The following is a 14,947-nucleotide window of genomic DNA, read 5'->3' as shown; positions in this document are numbered from 1 at the left end:
CGCGAGACAGCACCGGCCTTCCCGGGCCGGTGAGGATCGCAACTTGTAGCTACTCGGGTTCGCGACCTGCCCGGCCAACAGCACCGGCCTTCCCAGACCGGTGAGGATCGCAACACCGCCGGGCCCGCGCTGGCCACTGCCTCCGCGGACAGCACCGGCCTTCCCAGACCGGTGAGGATCGCAACTTCCGGGCGCGGGCCTGACCGCGGCTGGCCACCGCAACAGCACCGGCCTTCCCAGACCGGTGAGGATCGCAACTCCCGGTCTGCGGGCAGATCGGGCACGGCGACCAGACAGCACCGGCCTTCCCAGGCCGGTGAGGATCGCAACATCATGAAGTCGGCGGTAACGCCCTGGCGCTGCAAACAGCACCGGCCTTCCCAGACCGGTGAGGATCGCAACTCGAACGCGGCCACGGCCTGCGCCAGCTCGGCCCGACAGCACTGGCCTTCCCAGGCCGGTGAGGATCGCAACATGCGCGCCGCGTCCGAGACGCTGGGCAGCCAGTACAGCACCGGCCTTCCCTGGCCGGTGAGGATCGCAACCGGTTCTACGTCGGCCTGGAAGATGCCGCCAGCAGACAGCACCGGCCTTCCCGGGCCGGTGAGGATCGCAACAACTGGGACCTGTTGCCTGATGCCGAGCACCACCACAGCACCGGCCTTCCCTGCCAGTGAGGATCGCAACAGTTCGTTGAGCACCCTGGTGGCGGTGGCGCGGGCACAGCACCGGCCTTCCCGGGCCGGTGAGGATCGCAACAGCCTCAACGGCTGCAAGAACCTCCCCGCCGATGAGGACAGCACCGGCCTTCCCAGGCCGGTGAGGATCGCAACGTGCCTAGGAGCGTCACGGGGGTGCAGCAGCTCGTGACAGCACCGGCCCTCGGGACCGGTGAGGATCGCAACACCGTGACGGTCGAGAGTGACGACCCCGACCAAGACAGCACCGGCCCTGTGGGCCCGTGAGGATCACAACCTGCTCACCGTCGCCCCAAGCGTGTTGCGGTGCAACGACAGCACAGGTCCTTCGGGCGGTCTCGTGGCCGTCGCCGATGTGGCTCTGGCGCGCCAAAGTGGTGATGAACAGTGGTGATAACGACGTGGACTTGCAGGGGGAAGAACAGCCCCCAGAGCGGCCAGGCACGGTTCTTGTTCAGCCAGTGCAGGTGGTCCGGCGGGCTCTCCGACAGCAGATCATGCGCTGGTTTTCTGCGGCGATGAACGGAGCGACCCCGTTAAGCATCTGCTCCCAGAGGATGCTGTCCAGTCGCTGCATAGGCGACATGGCAGCTACAACATCCTCAACGAACAGGGCGAACAAGATGCCCGCTGGGCGGCCAGCGAAGCGGATGAGTGGTCGAACTGGACGGGCCCGGCCTGCTGCAACGGGCACGAAGGCGTCATCGCCTGCCTCAGCTCACTCGCTGGCGCCAGGGCCGAACCGCAGGAGGGGAACGTCGTAGAGGTCGGGCTGGCGTTCGCGGCGCATGACCGGGTCGGTGACCTCGATGACAAGCATCTCGGTGAGGAACAGGACCTGTGCCCGCAGGAGGTGGCTGGTGTAGCCGGCGGCGGCTTGTTCCTTCAGACCGACGGCGACGTGGATGTGTGGGAGGACCTGGTCGGTGTCGGGGTCGTGGGCGAGCGTGCCGCCGCCGAAGGCTTCCACGTTGGTCAAGTGCACCTTGGTCCAGACGGGTGCGGCTGGGTCGTCGAGTTTGTCGCAGGTGCCCGCGATGTCGACTTCGGCGAACCCGGCGATGAACGAGGGGATGTAGCCGTGGCGGACGTTGTTGGTGCGGCAGAATTCGGCCAGTGCGGTGAAGAAGTCCTCGCCGTGGTCGAAGGTGACGCCGAAGGTGCGTCCCAGTGTGAGGTCATGGCTGCGCACGGGTCAGGGCTCCTGGCGCGGTTCGGGGGTGTTCCAGGGCCACGTGCTGGGGTGGGCGTGACCGCCTGCGGCGTCGAATGCCGCCTCGATGGTGGCGCGGTCGGCGTCGGCGGTGAGCAGAGCGTGCAGGAGTATGCGGGCCTTGAGCGGGTCGAGGAACCCGGCGCCGATGAGACCGTGGCCGAGTAGGTCGTGTTCGCTGCCGGGGAATGCGTAGGTCGAGCGGAGTGTGGACCCGGAGCCGGTGCGGGAGGCCAGTACCACGGGGATCCGATCGGCGATCCTCGCCAGCAGCGGCACGAGGTCCGCAGGGACGTGACCGACACCGAATGCGGCTACGACGAGCCCGTCGAGCCGGTCGGCGGCGGCGTCGATGAGGGTGCCGTCGTCTCCGAGGCAGATGGTGGCCAGCGCGACACGGCGGCCGGGCAGCCGTTGTCCGGTAGGGAGGGTGGTCCGGTGGGTGAGCCGGTTGTGCAGCCGGGGTTTGCCTTCCACGACCGCGCCGAGCGGGCCGCCGTTGGGTGATTGGAAGGTGGCGCCGCTGGTGGCGTGGGTCTTGCGGACGCGGCGAGCGGCGTGGATCTCATCGGCGAACACGACCAGGCAACCCTGCCCACGCAGCTCGGGGCTGGCGGCGGTCTGGATGGCGGCGAGGATGTTCGCCGGGCCGTCGGCCCCGGCCAGCGTCGGGTTGCGCATCGCGCCGGTCACCACCAGCGGCTGCTCGCCCTGGTGGAGCAAGTCGAGCAGGTAGGCGGTCTCCTCGATCGTGTCCGTCCCCTGGGTGATGACCGCGCCGTCCAGGTTGCCGTCGGCGAACCGGGTGGTGATCGCCTCGGCCAGCTCAGTCAGGTCGTCGACGGTCAGCGACGCGCCCGGCTTGCGGCGGAAGTCAACGACGTCAACGGCGATGCCGGCCTGAGCGAGGCCGGGAACTGCGGCAACGAGTTGTTCAGCCGACAGGGCAGGAACGACTCCGCCGATGTCGCTGCTGGTCATGGCGATGGTGCCACCGAGGCCGAACACGACGACACGGCGGCTGGCTTGCTGGGCCTCAGGCACCCGGGCTCCCTCGGGCCATGTGCGGACAATGATCGGCAGCCTACTGCTCAGCGTTGCGCTCGCTGAGGCCGCCGAGGAATCGGCAGGCGTTGTCCAGTCCGGCAGTGGAGAGCAGCCTGCTGCGTGGTCGGGCCAGGCCTGCGGTGCCGTAGTCGCCGAGGTCGGCGCAGCGGCGGGTGAGCCAGGCCCAGTCCAGGTCGAGGTAGTCGGCCAGCGCCCGCAGCCGGGCCGGCGGGGTTGGTCCGGCGATCACGGAGTGGGCCGCGGCGTAGCCGCAGGCGTCGGCGAACTCACGCAGCGCCGGGCGGTCGTCGGTGACATCGACCTGCCAGATGCCGTCGTGGCCGACCCAGTTCGCCACGATCGCGCGGCGGCGCTGGTCGAGGGCGAACCCGGTGACGGAGCTGTACTCGGGTTCGGCGCACACCTGCACAGTGATGTCGAAGGACTCCATCAGCGCGACCGCGAGCAGCAGCAGGATCCGCTCAGGGCGCCGGGAGTCGGTCACGGTCTGGGGTGGGATGCAGAAGGTGCGAGTGGGGTTCACACCGGTGGTGGCGAAGGTGGCCGCGGTGCGGGCGAGGTAGTCGTACTTGTGGGCGAACAGCACCCACGTGCTGGACTCCTCGCCGCGCTGTTCACGGGTCCAGAAGGCGGGTACCTCGTGCAGGGTGTCGGCGTGGCGCAGGATGTGGCGGGCGCAGAAGTCTGAGCCCAGCCACATCCGCGACACGGCGGTGAGGTCGGCGGCGAGGTCGCCGCCGCCGGCGCAACGGGTGGTGCTGTCGACCCCGCGCAGGTGCTCCTCAGCGGCGGCTAGGGCGTTGTCGTCGTCGAGCAGGGCGTCGTCGAGGTTGGCCACCGACCACAACACGGCCAGGGTGAGGTCGTCGAGTTCGTAGGCGTCCGGAATCAACAGTGGAGCACCGTTTACGGCCTTGGTCAGCCGGGTGCGGGCTGCGCGGCTGTCCAGTCCGAACAGTCGCGGCCCGGTCGGTCCCTCGGCGGCCCCGATGACCAAGCTGCGGCCGGGGCGGCGCAGTACCGGGTCGTTGGCGAGGCCGGTGGGTACGTGCACGAGGACCCGGCCGTCCTCGACCGCGGGGTAGCTGGTCGCGGTGATCGTCGATCCAGCGAAAAAGCGGCCCGCCGGGGCCGAGATCCCGAACTGGCTCCCACCTATCTGGTCCGCAGGTGGGAAGGCAAGGCTGAGCGGGGAGGCAAATCCCAGCTGTTGCGCCCCAGTTGGGGCGGGCGGCAGGGCGTGCCGTAGTGAGCGTTGTTCGGCTCGCGCCTGCTCGCGCAGGGCGAGCAGGCGTCCGCCCGCGGCGAGCCGGGCGTCCAGGGCCAGGGTCAGCTCTAGCGACGGGAGGTTGCCGCCGACGCGTTCGGCCAGCGCGACGTACTGGCGGGTGTAGCCGACTTGTGCGGCGAGCTGCTTCTGGCTGAGCCCGGCGTGGTTGCGCAGCCGCCGGATCTCGGTGGCCAGCGTGACGGCGGCGCCGTCGGAGATGTCGCTGCTGGCGGGGTTGTGCTCGGTCACGGTGGCTCCCGCTCACCTTGGGCCTGCGGAACGGGCAGGGAGGCAAATACGGGGTGTAGCCGACTTGCCTCGTTCCGCGATCGTAGCGGGTCCTGGTCCTCTGATCACGGGAAACACCGACCCGCTCACGATCGGGAGGATCCGTGGCAACAACGGCGGACGGACTGGCCGCGACACCGTCTTCGCTCGGTCCGGCCAGGCGGCCGCTGCCGCTGCTGTCCCTGGCACAGAGGGACAAGGTGCGGCCGGAGCTGTTGGAGGTGATCGAGTACCGCAAGTCCGGGCTGAGTGTGAACTGGATCATCGGCTGCCCTCTGGACTGCGGCTACTGCGTGCGGCACCTGTTCGACAACTTCGAGATGACGATTCCCCGGGCGCTGCTGCGCGAGGACCAGGCGGCGGAACTGCTGACCGGGCACCAGTACTTTGTGCCGCACGTGACCCCGATCCAACTGCTGAACCGGGCCACCGACCCCATGCTGCCCCAGGTCAAGCCGCACACCTTCGCGATGCTGCGCGAGCTCGACGACCGTGGCCTGACCAACCACGTCCTGGTGATCACCCGTTGGCGGATCGAGCCCGAGGACTGCGCGGTCCTGAACTCGTTCGCCAACATCAAACTCACGATCCTCATCACGCACTCCGGCATCGATGATGCCCGGATTGAGCCGGTCGACTCCGCGATCGCCGCGGCCTCGCTGCGCACCGCCTACGACCTCGCCGAGAACTACCGAGTGGTCTTGTACTGGCGGCCGATCGTTGCCGGTCTCAACGACACCGACGAGCACATCGCCCGCGCGATCGAGCTGAGCCAGCACGCCCACGCCACCGTGTTCACCGGGCTGTTCTTCAAAGACCAGATCCGCGACTACTACCAGGCTCACGGCCTGCCCGAACCGTATGAGGACGGTGCCCGCCGCAAGTTCTTCCCTCAGGATCTGGAGGAGCGGATCCTCGCCGCGGCCGGTACGCGCACGGCGGGGTCGCCGCTGTTCCGCAAGACCTCCTGCGGGGTCGCCTACGCCCACCGGCTAGCCGACTACAACGGCCACGTCGGCATCCGCGAGCTGTGCGACATCTGCCCGACCCGGCAGGTGCTGCGCTGCCAGCAGGCGTGGACCCGTCCAGATGAACGGCGGGTCGCCGAGACAGCCAGGCGCCTGGGCGGCACCCTGGTCGAGATCAACGACCGCGCAGTCGTCGTCGCCGGCCTGGATGAGCAGCCCCGCTACCTGATCCAGCACAGCCTCGGCTACCAGGTCCACGACGTCGCCAAGCCACACCGCCGCCACCAGCACGGCCGCGCCGACACCGGTTGGCCCGCCACCACCATGAACCCGGAGGAGTCCCGATGACCCCGGCCCCAACCACCGGCGAACTGCCCGCCGCCCTGCACGGCCAGCGCCTGATCGTGGCCGATGTCGAAGGCAACGGCCGCCAGCCGCCGGAGATCATCGAATTCGCCGGGCTGCCCGTCGACACCGACCACCGCGGCGCCGAGGCCGACATGCGGACCTGGCTGATCCGGCCACAGAAGCCGATCACCGCGATGGTCACCCGCAAGGTCCATGGCATCCGCAACGCCGATGTGGCAGGCAGCCCGGCCTGGCCCGAGGTCGCCGAGGAGATCACCGCGCTTCTGGACGGCCGGATCCTGGTGGCGCACAACGCCTCGGTCGAACACCGGGTGATCGGTGCGCACCTGCCCGACTGGCAACCGCCGATGGTGCTCGACACCCTGCGCCTGGCCAAGTACGTGTGGCTGGACTTGCCCGGCTACGGCCTGGACAAGCTCGTCGCGCACGCCGGGATCGACCCCGCCGGGTTCGCTGCGACAGGCCATCACCGGGCCACCTACGACGCCTGGTGCGCCTGGCAACTGTTGCTGCGCCTGGTCGAGGACGGCGAAATGGACTGGATGGGGCTGGTCAAGGTCGCCGCTCTGCCCGGGTTGGTCACCCCGGAGGAACCGGAGAGCGGGCTGTGGTGACCGTCCCCGCGAACCCGGTCGAGCAGCCGGTCACCGTGGCCGTGCTCGGCACTCATTCCACCGGCAAGTCCACCTTCCTCGCCCGCCTCGCCCACGAGCTGCGCCGTCGGCACATTTCCGTGGGCACTGTCGCTGACCTCGGCGAGCAGGCCCAGCGGATCGGGCTGCCGATCCTGTTCAACCATACTTGGGCCTCCACCCTGTGGATCATGACCCGTGGCATCAGCGACGAGATAGAAGCCTCGCTGCACTCCGATGTCGTGCTTGTCGACCGCCCCGTTCCGGATGCCCTCGGCTACTACAGGGCTGCCCTGGAATACCGTCGTGAGACGGCCGATCCGGTCCAGCTCACCAAGCTCCACGAGATCGCCCGAGGCCACAGCGACCGCTACGACCTGACCTTCCGCACCACACTGGACCCCACGATCCCGTTGGGCAATAACAAGATCCGCGACAGCAACACCGAGTTCCGCATACTCGCCGACAAGCACGTCGGCGAAGTCGTGCGGGACCTCGAACTGCCCCACGAGCTGCTGCATGCCGACGGCCACGATGCCGCCCTCGACCAGGCGATCAGCTTCGTCACCGCTCGGCTCGCTCGTTAGTACGACAACAACAGGTTGTGATGTGCGCGTCTTCTGTGGTGGCTGATCTGGGCACGGGCTTGGCTTGTTCGCCGCCACGTCGACCAGTGCAGGATGTGGTCGACAGTGTGGTCAAGCCGGGTGGCGAGCCGGTTCCATAGCCGACGGATCTCGTTGATGGACAACGGAATCAGTGGTTGGCCGACGCCGACCGCGAAGCCCCTTTTTTGGTGATCTCGCGAGTGATCACCAAAAAGGCCAGGGCGGTCATCGACAGTGTGATGTGCCGGTACCAGGCCTGGTAGCCGCGGACCTGGTAGTGATCCAGGCCGGTCTCGTTCTTCGCGGTCTGGAAGCACTCCTCGACCGCCCATCGGGCACCCGCCACGCCCACCAGGCGTTGCAGCGTGGTGCCGACCGGGCTGAAGCAGATGTAGTAAGCGATATCGGACGGATCGGCGATGCTCCGCCTCGCCAACAGCCAGTGGCCCCATCCCGGTCTGCGCAGCGGCCGGATGTCGACTGCTGCCCAGTCCGACATCCTCGCTCCTTTCGTCCCCGCGCCGGAGGAAAGCCTTTCCCATGCCGTGTCGGGCAGCTGGGCGATCAGGCGGTGGACACGCACCTTCAGCAGGTCGAACGACACCGCCATCGCGTTCTTCGGCACCGCCACCACATGCGGGACCTCGAGACCTTCCAGCCACAGACGGAACATCGTGTCGTTGCCGTAGAGTTCGTCCGCGGTCAGCCACCCGAACGGCACCCCGGCTTCCAGCGCGCGTTCGATCATGCGCCGGGCGAGTATTTGCTTGGTGGCAAACCCGACCTCGTCACCGATTCCCGCCGCCCGGCAACGATCCCGGTCCTCGGTCCATGACTTGGGCAGGTACAACTCCCGGTCGATCAACGCCCGTCCACGAGGCGAGGCATAGGCCAGGAACACGCCGATCTGCGAGTTTTCGATTCGTCCTGCTGTCCCGGAGTACTGACGCCCCACCCCGGCGGATTTGGTGCCCTTCTTCAGGAAACCGGTCTCGTCCACGATCAGCACACCCTCCTCGGCGTCACCGATCGCCTCGACCACCGCAGCGCTCACGTCATCGCGCAGCCCATCGGTGTCCCAGGCGTAGAAGTTCAACAGGCGCTGCATGCCCTCCGGGCCGCTGTCGCCAGCGGCCTCCGCCAGCGTCCAACCGTTCTTCCGCTCCACCTCGGAGAGCAGACCCTTGACATACCAACGCATCCGCCGCCGTGACTCCACACGAGGAAACCGCCCCGCGAACCGACCCAAGAACGCGTCGAACGCCGCCGACCACCCCGCCACCAACTCCACCGACACAGAGATCAACTACCAGATCCCGACGACAGATCACAACCTGTCGTTGTCGTACTAAGTTGCTGGCGCGGACACTGTATGCGGCTTTGGAGTCCTCACGACGCACCCCTACACGAGACCTAGTTGCACCAGCTTGTACCCGAGAGCGAGGATGCCGCCCGCTCCACCGAGCGCGGCCAGCGCCAGCTTGAGCACCCGGTAGCCATCGGCCCTCCTCTCACGGCAGCCCGGGACCAGCGCGAAGCCGCCAGCGGCCGCGGACACCACAATCAGCACCACGCAGAACCCCCCGAAAAGCCAATCCCACATCCGCCTGTCCTCCTCGTCGGCGATCCGTGCCCCTCGTGTAGCCGCAGGTGGTGACACTTGCTGCCGCCGGGTTGGCGAAAAGTCGTGTCATAGGGGGAAGGGCAAGGAGCGCCGATCGTTTACGGCCAGCAACGAGCATTCGGCACCCCTAATGTCCACGTGAATCCACCTGGAACCACCTGGGCGACTACGCGCCACAGCGGGTTGTTGACTCGGGAGCATAGAGACAGAGCGTCAAAGAGCAAAATCGCGAGAGCGCTCCGCCCAGTCCACTTCGTGAAAGTGGACTGGGGGAGCCACTTCCGGGTGAACGCCCGCTCCAGTGGAGGTGATTTCCTCCTCAGGTGGCGACGAGCCAACGCATGAAACACACTGAGCGCACGTCCGTGCTCTGAGTGCACATCCGTGCTCTGAGTGCACGTCAGTGCCACTCGCAGACCTCACTGGCATGCCACCGGGCTGGGGCAACCCTCGGTCAACATGTCACGTGCGCGACATCGGAGCATCCTCGTTTGTCGTCCATGAGTACAAAACTCAGCACCATAGATCGTAGGCATTATCCTTGTTCATAACTTTGACAAGGTTCGGTCTTTGCTGGTCGGAGAGCTAACCGCGTGTGCTATGAGAACAGGGTTATTGCCATCTTTGCTGGAAAAATTTGCCGCTTCGGGTTGCTGAGTGTTTGAAAGAACCAGCGACAACCGCCACCCGGGGCGTAGCAGGTATGGGCCCTCGCCCAAGTGCTCGAACCGTCGTCGCCATTGCAACGCCACGATCGCGGTGAGCTGGTGACCGGCGGCCGGATAGCCTGGCTCGCCGGCACCTTGGCCGCTTCCATCGCCCGCCGACACAGACTTCCGTGAACGTGAACGTGAGCTGTGGGCACAGCTGTAGCGCAGCCCGCAGGCGTGGACCCGGTGCTCCCAGGTGCGCGCCTGCCCCGTGGCCGTCTGTTCTGACCCGCCAGAAGTGGCAGAACCCGTTGCGCCACAAGGGTCTTGCATGTTCGCGGTGGGCAACCCGCCTGGCACGGGTGGGTCATCGTTGTTGGTGAATTCAGCCGGTGCCGCCGGGGCGGGTGTGGAGTTCCGGCGGCACCGAAGTCAACCACCTCACCCCCGGGACCGCGCGTGCCGCGTGTTGGCGCCGTTCCAGCGCAGGGCGGTCCCGGGGGTGAGGTGGTGAATCTTCGGTCAGCCGCCAGGACCTCACACCCGCCCCGGCGGCGCCGGTCATCGGCTAGTCCGGTGATGGGGGTTGTCCTGGTCGTGGGTCGCCGCGCAGCCGGTCGGCCAGGAACTCCTTCGCGCGGCGTCGCGCTTCGGCTCCGGCTCCGGGGTCGCGGTGGTTGCAGACCTGCGTGCCGCGGTAGCCGTCGTCATCGCAGAGACCGCACCGGTTGATCGCGGCCCGTCGTGCCTGCGCGGCGGCGTAGGCCTGCGAGCGGATGTGCTCTTCTGCGGTCGCTCGTGCTTGGGCGCAGGCGTGGCAGCGGGCTGAGCCGGCCCGGTTGTCCCGGTGCGCCGGGCAACGGTCGCCGTGGCGGGAGCCGGGCATGTCCGGCAGCGGAGGCTGGGACTCATCCGGAGATCTAGTTCGGTTCAAGGACGGTTCGGGGGCAGTGGCTGCACCCCGTGGCGGCAGTGGCTGCACCCCGTGGCCCTCCACGGGGGGCAGTGGCTGCCCCTCGTGCCCGCGAGCGGGGTGCAGTGGCTGCCCCCCGTCTGTTTTTCCTGGTGGATCCAGGTGCTCGGGGTCACGGGTGCGGTGCAGGGCAAGGTCCCATCCCTGCGGGCGTCGGTCAGCGCGGGCGATGTGCGCGGCGACGATCGCCGGGTTGGTCGGGGTGATCAGCCCGCAGGTCTCCAGGCGCCGGATGCAGGCGCGGATGGTGCGTTCGGACAGGTGGGTGTAGCTGACCAGCCGTCGCACTGACGGGAAGGCCGCGGTGCCATCTGGTGAGGCGTGGTTGGCCAGTGCGACCAGGGTGAAAGCCAGGGCGGAGCGGCTGGGCTGGCCAGGTTCCTCCGGCGGCAGGGGTGCGTCGTTGAGGGCCCACACGATCGCCTCGACAGACACGGTTTGCTTCCCTCGCTCCCCGGGGTAGGGCGCTGTGCCAGGTCACCGCGTTGCCGAGCGCCCACAGTGGCTACCTAGAGTGATATCAGGTAGTGTTCGCACAAGCAAACGAGGAAAGTTCGAGGTAGGTCGCCTACCAACCGCCGCGAACAGCTACTGCCAGTAGTAGCTGTGTGCCGGTCTCAGGCGTGACGAGCGGCGCGGGGTGGCCTCACAGGGAGACGTGATGCCCAGGCGAGAACACCGATCCGCACCGGTCCGACGTACTCGAGGCCGGTATGCCCGCCGTGGCTGGCCCCGTGCGTGCGACCACATGCCCGAGGCCTATCCACCTACCGGGCGGGGGCTTGTGCGGGACTGTGCGAGCGGCCGCGGGGGGCGCCGGTGCCCGGTCGGCGTCTGCGCAGCACGGTGGCGGCCATGAGCGAGAGCGCCCAGCGGCACTCGCTCTCCAGGCCGGGTGATGCGGTGGACTCGGCCGCGGAGCGGCTCGACCGGTTCTTGGCCTACCTGGCCACCGATGCCGTCGACGGAGCCAGTTCCGACCCGGACGCGCTGTTCACCCCGGAACAGGCGGCCGGTCTGCTGCAGATCCCCACCCGAACGCTGCAGGAGAAGCTGGCCGCCGGGATCTGGCCGCACGTGCGCCTGGGCAAGCACTACCGCCTTTCCCGCACCGACGTGCGGGCCATCGTGCAGCAGTGCCACGTCGGCGGCGGTGTGAAAAGGCCGCGCCGAACCTACGACTAGGACTGCGCTGACCCCAGCGACGTCCACGCACCCTGCTGGCGCAGCGGCGTCCTCACACGCGGCAGCGGCACACCGTTGACAGCCCTCGTCGGCACCGCCGCCGACACCATTCCCTGCAGAAGAGGTGACACATGGTCTGGATCCAAGGTGCCGACGACAACACCTGGAAGGTCCGCTACAAACGGCCTGACAATCAGTACATCGTCGAATCCGGGTTCTCCTCAGCTGAGGAAGCCCGAGCTCACGGCGAACACCAGGAGCACCTCATCGCGCAGGGAACCTGGGTTGACCCCCAAGGCAGCCCCATGCTGTTTCTGGACTGGGCCTGGAGGTGCTTCACCGAAGCGGAGAAGAAGCTGGCGCCTGCGACACGAGGGAAATACCACCGCTATATCGACACCATCTTCGCTTCTGCCTGGGCCGGCTGGACTCTGGCCCAGCTGGATCGCAACGAGCGTGCGGTGGGGACATGGTGGGAGGGCCTGAGTGAGAAGTACACCAGGGCCACCGCGAACGCGGTGTTCTTCTACTTCTCGCGCCTGCTGAACCAGGCTGAGATCGACGGGCATATCCAGCACAACCCCTGCCACCGCATTATCCAGCACTGCACACTGCCCATCTCTAGCCGACGGTCGCCCGGACCACACGAGACTCCGCCCGAGCCCGGGAGCGCCCCGGAATCCGCGCCGTAGGACCGTCGGTGACCTCGACCCGACCCCGCTCGTCACACGAGGCGGTGCCGTCTGCCCGGACCGCGCGCTGTCTCGCCGGCGATGACCGGCCTGTGCAGACGGGTGAGCAATGTCGCGACCACTCAGCGCCCCAGCAAGAAGTGAGGTGATCTATGGCCTGGGCTGAATCCACGGGCTACAAGACGACGCCGTGGCGAGCACGGTACAAGCGCCCCGACGGCACGATCGGCAGCAAGGGAGGGTTCACCTCTGAGAAGGCGGCCAAAGACTTCGGGGAGGAGCAAGAAGCACTCATCCGCCTCAAGAAATGGATCGACCCACGCGGGAGCGCGATGCCCTTCCTGGATTGGGCCTGGGAAATGTTCGAGTCATCCAAGAAGCGCCTAGCGCTCACGACCCAGGCCAAGTACCGGCTCTACATCAAAGTCCACTTCACCGAATACTGGGAGGACTACACCCTCGGGGAACTGGACCGCAACTATCTGGCGGTGCAGAAGTGGGCCTCCGAACTGTACAGCGAATACAGCGACAGCACCGCCGACTCGTTGGTGGCCTACTTCTCATCTCTGCTCGGTGTCGCGGAGTTCGTACAGATCATCGCGGTCAACCCGTGCCGCCACATCAAACGGGGAGCGGACTACCAGGCCGAACACGCGATCGCCTCCCCGGAGCAAGCGATACAGGGAGTGCTGCGCGTCTATGACCGAGCGGGCCCGGTATTGGCGACGCTGGCCGTGACGGGCTTCTACTCCGGTGCCCGGTGGGGTGAGCTGGTGGGCCAGTTGCGGAAGGAGTACGACGCCGCGGCGTGGACGCTTCATCTGACCGCTCCGCTGCAGGAGGTCAACGGGCACCTGTTCAAGAAGGGAGTCTCGGCCGACCAAGCGCCTGCGCTTCCGGCGAAGCGTCTGAGCAAGCAGGCCAAACGCAACCCCAAGGACAGGAAAAAGGCGAAGGGGCGGGCCAAGACTCCTGCGGGGGAGCGGCCGGTGACGTTGCCGGAGCCGATCGGGCTGTCGGTGAACCGGCTGCTCACCCTGCACGAGGAGCCGTATCTGTTCGTCAGCGCCAGGGGCCGCCCGCTGCGGCGCAGCAACTTCAATCGCCGCATCTGGACCCCAGCGTGGAATGGCGTTGACCCGGACGAGCCCGATTCGCCGAATCACATTCCCGCGGTGATTCCGTGGTTCACCTTCCACGAGTGCCGGCACACCCACGAGACCTGGCTGACCGAAGACGGCATCCCCGAAGTCGCCCGGCGCGCCCGCTTGGGGCAGAAAATGCACGGCATGGGCGCCATCTACACCCACGTCACCGCCGCGATGGAAGAGATGATCCTGACCGCTCTGCTAGCACGGTGGGAGCGTGGCCTGGCCAGTCTCACCCGCAGCGAGCTGATCACCTACCGCGAAGCGTTCCCCCATCTGGCCTAATTGTGACAAAGCTCACCGGATCGCCAGATGATCTGGGAAAGGGCTTGTCTTGATCTTCAGTCAAGACTGAAACCCCTCTTTTGCCCCTCTTGATCATGAAAAAGGGCCCCAGCGTTTCCGCTGAGACCCTCGTTGAGCTGCAAATATAACTGGTGGACGATACTGGGATTGAACCAGTGACCCCTACCGTGTCAAGGTAGTGCTCTCCCGCTGAGCTAATCGTCCGAGGCGGAGGCGGGAATCGAACCCGCGTACAGGGCTTTGCAGGCCCTTGCCTAAGCCACTCGGCCACTCCGCCGTTCCCTGTGGGAAGCCGCGATCCGAAGATCACGACCCTACAGAGGTCCGGCCCGTGAACGAGCCGCCCAGAGCGGATGACGGGACTCGAACCCGCGACCCTCACCTTGGCAAGGTGATGCGCTACCAGCTGCGCTACATCCGCATGTGTTCGGCTAGGCGAAGTTTCCGTGCTGCTTCCCCCTGTGTTACCGGGGGTTTTCGCTGTTGCCGTCCAACGAGGAGAACCTTATCGGACGAGGGGGAGCCGGATCAAATCGGGGGTCCCCCACCGCGGGCGCGCGCCGCACCGCACGCCGTTTCCTCAGCTCAGGTCGTTGGAGAGCAACTGGGAGAGGGCCTCGTCCATGTTGACCCACAGGTTCTCGTTGCCAGGGGCGGCCAGGTCGTAGGTGCGGTCCAGGAAGTCGGCGAGCTCCTGGGCGGAGGCCTCGAACATGGCGTGGCCGGACGGGGAGCTGAGCTCGATCACGACCACCTCGGGGTCGTCCACGGCCGGGCGGATGCGCACGTCGCCGTCACCGGCGTCGGCGATGAGGCCGTCGGCGAGCAGGTCGCGCGAGAAGACCCAGTCGACCCAGCCGGTGCGCCCGGTCCGGAAGGCGGCCACCACCGCGTACGGGTCGCGGGTGTCGTAGCGAAGCTCGACCTGGACCGGGACCGCGGGGGTCCGCGGGGCCAGGAGGTCGAAGACCGCCGTGGAACGGAGGGTCACATGGTCGTTGCGCATCGTCGCCCGCCTTTCTGCACTGCTGCCGTTGCCTGCCGCCCTAGGAACGGCCATGCGTTGTATTTGTGACGTGGGAGTGGCCAGTTGCGCTCGCCTATGGCCGATAGATCACCCATCCGGGGCAGAACTACTTCGGTGGGCGACCAGAGCGTTGCGCTGAGTGGTCAGTCATCGTGTCTGGATTTGGTTTCGAGGTCTAGCCTGAACCGGTCCGCGCCGTCGTGCGAACGCTGGATGTGAGGAACCCCT

At 67.2% G+C, this 14,947-nt stretch carries 12 protein-coding genes, 3 tRNA genes, 1 pseudogene and 1 CRISPR repeat array (1 of these 17 only partly in view); of the genes and pseudogenes, 6 read left to right on the top strand and 10 right to left on the bottom strand.

Going from position 1 to position 14,947, the window contains the following annotated elements:
- A CRISPR array of direct repeats spans positions 1-975; the repeat unit is 19 nt; unit sequence GGCCGGTGAGGATCGCAAC; it reaches 66 nt to the left of the window's first position.
- 441 nt (positions 976-1,416) lie between these two features.
- Genes M8C13_RS06885 through M8C13_RS06875 form a run of 3 tightly spaced genes read right to left on the bottom strand, consistent with a single transcriptional unit; the run spans position 1,417 to position 4,498 of the window.
- A complete protein-coding gene (locus tag M8C13_RS06885) occupies positions 1,417-1,890 on the bottom strand; it encodes a PPC domain-containing DNA-binding protein (protein ID WP_252479629.1) in 474 nt (157 codons plus the stop codon).
- A gap of 3 nt (positions 1,891-1,893) precedes the next feature.
- Positions 1,894-2,955, bottom strand: coding sequence for an asparaginase (locus tag M8C13_RS06880; protein ID WP_252479628.1), 1,062 nt, complete (start codon positions 2,953-2,955; stop codon positions 1,894-1,896).
- Between the two features lie 40 nt (positions 2,956-2,995).
- Entirely contained in the window at positions 2,996-4,498 is a 1,503-nt protein-coding gene (locus M8C13_RS06875; RefSeq protein ID WP_252479627.1) for a helix-turn-helix domain-containing protein, read from the bottom strand.
- 143 nt (positions 4,499-4,641) lie between these two features.
- Between M8C13_RS06875 and M8C13_RS06870 the strand changes: the two genes are divergently transcribed.
- The 3 genes from M8C13_RS06870 to M8C13_RS06860 are packed head-to-tail and all read left to right on the top strand — an operon-like array spanning position 4,642 to position 7,093.
- Entirely contained in the window at positions 4,642-5,853 is a 1,212-nt protein-coding gene (locus tag M8C13_RS06870) for a radical SAM protein (RefSeq protein ID WP_252479626.1), read from the top strand.
- Positions 5,850-6,488, top strand: a complete 639-nt coding sequence (locus M8C13_RS06865; protein WP_252479625.1) for a 3'-5' exonuclease — start codon at positions 5,850-5,852, stop codon at positions 6,486-6,488. The genes M8C13_RS06870 and M8C13_RS06865 overlap by 4 nt, the downstream gene beginning before the upstream one ends.
- Positions 6,485-7,093 (top strand): AAA family ATPase, encoded by a 609-nt coding sequence (locus tag M8C13_RS06860; protein ID WP_252479624.1) that lies wholly within the window; start codon positions 6,485-6,487, stop codon positions 7,091-7,093. Before M8C13_RS06865 ends, M8C13_RS06860 begins: the two co-directional genes overlap by 4 nt.
- Here the strand turns inward: M8C13_RS06860 and M8C13_RS06855 are convergent.
- The 3 genes and pseudogenes from M8C13_RS06855 to M8C13_RS06845 form a co-directional block, all read right to left on the bottom strand.
- Positions 7,090-8,411: pseudogene (locus M8C13_RS06855) on the bottom strand (IS701 family transposase). The gene M8C13_RS06860 and the pseudogene M8C13_RS06855 sit on opposite strands and share 4 nt — an antisense overlap.
- A gap of 105 nt (positions 8,412-8,516) precedes the next feature.
- On the bottom strand, positions 8,517-8,687 hold the full coding sequence (locus tag M8C13_RS06850; RefSeq protein ID WP_252479623.1) for a hypothetical protein: 171 nt from the start codon (positions 8,685-8,687) through the stop codon (positions 8,517-8,519).
- A gap of 1,269 nt (positions 8,688-9,956) precedes the next feature.
- Positions 9,957-10,796, bottom strand: coding sequence for a helix-turn-helix domain-containing protein (locus M8C13_RS06845; protein ID WP_252479622.1), 840 nt, complete (start codon positions 10,794-10,796; stop codon positions 9,957-9,959).
- Positions 10,797-11,216: 420 nt separating this feature from the next.
- Between M8C13_RS06845 and M8C13_RS06840 the strand changes: the two genes are divergently transcribed.
- The 3 genes from M8C13_RS06840 to M8C13_RS06830 all read left to right on the top strand — a co-directional run bounded on the left by M8C13_RS06840 (position 11,217) and on the right by M8C13_RS06830 (position 13,671).
- On the top strand, positions 11,217-11,546 hold the full coding sequence (locus M8C13_RS06840) for an excisionase family DNA-binding protein (protein ID WP_252479621.1): 330 nt from the start codon (positions 11,217-11,219) through the stop codon (positions 11,544-11,546).
- Positions 11,547-11,677: 131 nt separating this feature from the next.
- Positions 11,678-12,238: a hypothetical protein gene (locus tag M8C13_RS06835; protein WP_252479620.1), complete on the top strand. Its 561-nt coding sequence runs from the start codon at positions 11,678-11,680 to the stop codon at positions 12,236-12,238.
- Between the two features lie 152 nt (positions 12,239-12,390).
- The gene (locus M8C13_RS06830) at positions 12,391-13,671 is read left to right on the top strand and encodes a site-specific integrase (protein WP_252479619.1); all 1,281 of its coding nucleotides are present in this window, start codon (positions 12,391-12,393) and stop codon (positions 13,669-13,671) included.
- Between the two features lie 150 nt (positions 13,672-13,821).
- Here the strand turns inward: M8C13_RS06830 and M8C13_RS06825 are convergent.
- From M8C13_RS06825 to M8C13_RS06810, 4 genes are all read right to left on the bottom strand, one after another.
- Positions 13,822-13,896: transfer RNA gene (locus M8C13_RS06825), tRNA-Val, on the bottom strand.
- Position 13,897: 1 nt separating this feature from the next.
- A tRNA-Cys gene (locus M8C13_RS06820) sits at positions 13,898-13,969 on the bottom strand.
- Positions 13,970-14,040: 71 nt separating this feature from the next.
- A tRNA-Gly gene (locus M8C13_RS06815) sits at positions 14,041-14,113 on the bottom strand.
- 159 nt (positions 14,114-14,272) lie between these two features.
- On the bottom strand, positions 14,273-14,698 hold the full coding sequence (locus M8C13_RS06810) for an SsgA family sporulation/cell division regulator (RefSeq protein ID WP_185007996.1): 426 nt from the start codon (positions 14,696-14,698) through the stop codon (positions 14,273-14,275).
- Between the last annotated feature and the right edge of the window lie 249 nt (positions 14,699-14,947).

Source organism: Crossiella sp. SN42 (assembly GCF_023897065.1).
Taxonomy (GTDB): domain Bacteria; phylum Actinomycetota; class Actinomycetes; order Mycobacteriales; family Pseudonocardiaceae; genus Crossiella.
This window is presented reverse-complemented; position numbering and strand designations above follow the sequence as displayed.

Coding starts and splice junctions, on each gene's coding strand:
- M8C13_RS06830 (WP_252479619.1), top strand. CDS start 12,391: ATGGCCTGGGCTGAATCCACGGGCTACAAGACGACGCCGTGGCGAGCA.
- M8C13_RS06865 (WP_252479625.1), top strand. CDS start 5,850: ATGACCCCGGCCCCAACCACCGGCGAACTGCCCGCCGCCCTGCACGGC.
- M8C13_RS06840 (WP_252479621.1), top strand. CDS start 11,217: ATGAGCGAGAGCGCCCAGCGGCACTCGCTCTCCAGGCCGGGTGATGCG.
- M8C13_RS06835 (WP_252479620.1), top strand. CDS start 11,678: ATGGTCTGGATCCAAGGTGCCGACGACAACACCTGGAAGGTCCGCTAC.
- M8C13_RS06810 (WP_185007996.1), bottom strand. CDS start 14,698: ATGCGCAACGACCATGTGACCCTCCGTTCCACGGCGGTCTTCGACCTC.